General features: G+C 73.0%; 5 protein-coding genes. 2 read left to right on the top strand and 3 right to left on the bottom strand.

The window, feature by feature from the left end:
• Window positions 1-3: 3 nt before the first annotated feature.
• Both RIF89_RS13510 and RIF89_RS13505 read right to left on the bottom strand, forming a co-directional pair.
• Window positions 4-243, bottom strand: a complete 240-nt coding sequence (locus RIF89_RS13510) for a DUF3263 domain-containing protein (protein ID WP_309069608.1) — start codon at window positions 241-243, stop codon at window positions 4-6.
• A 59-nt stretch (window positions 244-302) separates the two neighbouring features.
• Window positions 303-1,292, bottom strand: a complete 990-nt coding sequence (locus RIF89_RS13505; RefSeq protein WP_309069607.1) for a DUF2332 domain-containing protein — start codon at window positions 1,290-1,292, stop codon at window positions 303-305.
• A gap of 175 nt (window positions 1,293-1,467) precedes the next feature.
• On the opposite strand from RIF89_RS13505, the gene msrB reads away from it, so the two are divergent.
• On the top strand, window positions 1,468-1,896 hold the full coding sequence (msrB, locus tag RIF89_RS13500; RefSeq protein ID WP_309069606.1) for a peptide-methionine (R)-S-oxide reductase MsrB: 429 nt from the start codon (window positions 1,468-1,470) through the stop codon (window positions 1,894-1,896).
• Window positions 1,896-2,438, top strand: coding sequence for a nitroreductase family protein (locus RIF89_RS13495; RefSeq protein WP_309069605.1), 543 nt, complete (start codon window positions 1,896-1,898; stop codon window positions 2,436-2,438). Before msrB ends, RIF89_RS13495 begins: the two co-directional genes overlap by 1 nt.
• 7 nt (window positions 2,439-2,445) lie before the next feature.
• Here RIF89_RS13495 and RIF89_RS13490 read toward each other — a convergent pair.
• Window positions 2,446-2,825: cation:dicarboxylate symporter family transporter (locus tag RIF89_RS13490; protein WP_309069604.1), on the bottom strand; the 380-nt coding region annotated here is incomplete at its 5' end.

The raw sequence follows: 2,825 nt of genomic DNA, 5'->3' as shown, positions 1-2,825 counted from the left end.
GGGTCAGCCCGCGATGCGGGAGCGCGCCGCGTCACGCGCGTCACGCATCCGGCGGAGGCGCCCGACCAGCAGGGGGTCGGCGGCCAGCGCGTCGCCGGAGTCGATCAGGCGGCCGAGCAGCTGGTAGTAGCGTGCGGGCGCCATCTCGAGCTCGGCGCGGATGGCCTCCTCCTTCGCTCCGCCGTGCACGCGCCAGCGGGACTCGAAGTCGAGCAGCGCGCGGTCGCGGTCGGAGAGGGGCATGCGCTCGAGGCTACGCAGTCGCGGCGCCGAGGCCCCGGAGGCGCACCGCGATGTCCTCGTCACGCCCGCCAGTCGATCCAGGACCCCAGCGGATCGGCCGCCGCGAGGACGCGGCCGTCCAGCGCGAGCGCGAATCCGGGCCAGTCTTCCGCGTCGATCGGCGACGTCCAGGCGTTGTGCAGCCGTGGCTGGTCGAGCGTGATCCACCGGACGCCGCCGGCGCGCACGCCCGCCGGGTCGCCGGAATCGGCGAGGAGCGCGGCGATCAGGGTGTCCCGCCGGGCGCGGGGAACGTATGGCAGCACACCCGGCGTCGTGACCACGAGCGTCGCGTCGGCGGGCGCCTGCGCCGCCACGGCGCGGACCACGTCGAGGTCGGAGACATCGCCCGCGACGAGCAGCGGCGGATCGGCGGCGACGATGTCGAGCGCGGCCGCGATGCGCACAGCGCGCTCGCGCTCCTCGGGCCACACGAGCCCCTCGAGCCAGGCGCGGTCGGCCGGAACGCGCGCATCCAGCGGCTGCAGGTCGATCCCCGCGCGCCACACGACGTCCGGCCGGGCGAGATCCGGCAGGGGCGCGCCGCGGGTCTCGACCTCGAGCGTCACGGCGGACGCGCCCAGCGCGACCTCGCCGTAGCGGTACGCATAGCGGTCGGGGTACAGGCACAGACCTCCCGACGCACCCAGCTCGAGCAGCGCGATGGGCCCCGGCACGAGGCAGAGTGCTGGCAGCAGCGCGGCGCACCGCAGCGGCTCGTTCGTCTGCAGACTGCGCGCCGAGCACTCGGCGACGACGTCGTCCGCGTGGGCGCGGACGAAGTCCGACCAGCGTGACGCGTCACGCGGCGCCCCCAGCATGCGGGTCACGGCGAACACCAGCGGCGGCTGGCGATGGGTCGCCGGGACGCGAGCGAGGACGCCGCAGACCTCCGCGTCCCCGGCGACCGCGCGCGCCCATGCCAGGTACGTGTCGGAGCGCCCGGGCGCCTCGTCCCGCGCGAACCGCGCGAAGCGCTCGGCGACCGCGGCCCGCTCGTCCGTCTCCATCCCTCCATTGTGCTGTCGCGGGTGTGCTGTCGCGGGCGCGAGACATCCTGCTGTCGCGCGCGAGGCATCCGACCGTCACACCCGGCCCTCGCGGTCCCGCGCGGCCGTACGCCGTCACACACGACCCCCGCGGTCCCGCGCGGCCGTACGCTGGATGGGACCCTGGGAGGAATCCATGTCGTACAACGTCAGCAAGTCCGAGGACGAGTGGCGCAGCGAGCTGTCTGCCGAGCAGTACGCCGTGCTGCGTCAGGCCGGCACCGAGCGCCCCTGGACGGGCGAGCTGCTGGATGAGGAGCGCGCCGGCCTCTACACGTGCGCGGCGTGTGGGAACGAGCTGTTCAAGAGCGGCACGAAGTTCGACTCGCACTGCGGATGGCCGAGCTTCTACGAATCCATCCGCCCCGACGCCGTCCAGCTCCTGGCGGACGACAGCCACGGGATGGAGCGCACCGAGGTGCGCTGCGCGAACTGCGGCTCCCACCTGGGACACGTCTTCCCCGACGGCTTCGGCACCCCCACGGGCGACCGGTACTGCATGAACTCGCTGTCGCTGAACTTCACGCCGGAGCAGAGCGACGCGCAGGGCACGCCGGGCGTCTGATGACCGCCCTCGAGGCGATGCGGGCCCGCCGCTCGCTGTCGAAGGTCACGGACGAGGCTCCCACGCACGATGAGCTCGTCGAGCTCGTGTCGGCGGCCGGACGCGTCGCCGACCACAAGGAGCTCAAGCCCTGGCGGCTGATCGAGCTGCGCGGCGACGATCGTCTGATGCTGGGCCGCGCGATCGCGAAGGCCGAGGGCAAGAAGGGCGTGTACTCCAAGCCGCTGCGCGCTCCGCTTCTGATCGCGGTCGTCGCCTCGGTGCGGTCGAAGAAGGTCGAGACGTGGGAGCAGGAGGCCACCGCCGCCGGCGTCGCGCATGCGCTGAGCCTGCTGCTCGACGAGGCCGGCTGGGGCGTGTTCTGGCGCACGGGCGACTACATGCGCGCCAAGGCCGTCACCAAGGCGCACGGGCTCGAGAAGGGCGAGCGTCTGCTCGGCTGGCTCTACGTCGGCGGCAAACCGGAGCGCGCGCGCCCGCTGCACGACAAGACCGTCGACGGCGAGCGGTTCCTCTCGCGCATGCCGCGCAAGAAGCGCTGACGACGGCTCAGTCCAGAGCGTCGGCCCTCTCGAAGTGCTCGCGCCGCTCGGCGACATCGACCGGCGCCGTCGTCACGGTGCGGCGCCCCTCGTAGACGTCGCGATCGATCTCGCCCGACGGGTGGGCCACGAGCAGCGCCATCATCGTGTCGCCGTTCACATTCAGGAACGTGCGCAGCACGCCCGTGAACCAGTCGACGGCGATGAGCAAGCCGATCGCCTCGATCGGAAGCCCCACCGCGGTGGCGAGGAACGTCGCGACGACGGGGAAGCCTCCCGGCACGGTGATGGTGCCCATGTTCAGCAGCACGGCGAGGCCCATCCCGAGCACGATCTGGCCCGCCGTGAGCTCGACGTCGCCCGCCTGCGCGAGGAACAGCACGACGA

This window comes from Microbacterium sp., from assembly GCF_031178525.1.
GTDB lineage: Bacteria > Actinomycetota > Actinomycetes > Actinomycetales > Microbacteriaceae > Microbacterium.
Note: the sequence above shows the minus strand (reverse complement) of the source record. Positions and strands in the feature narration are given on the sequence as shown.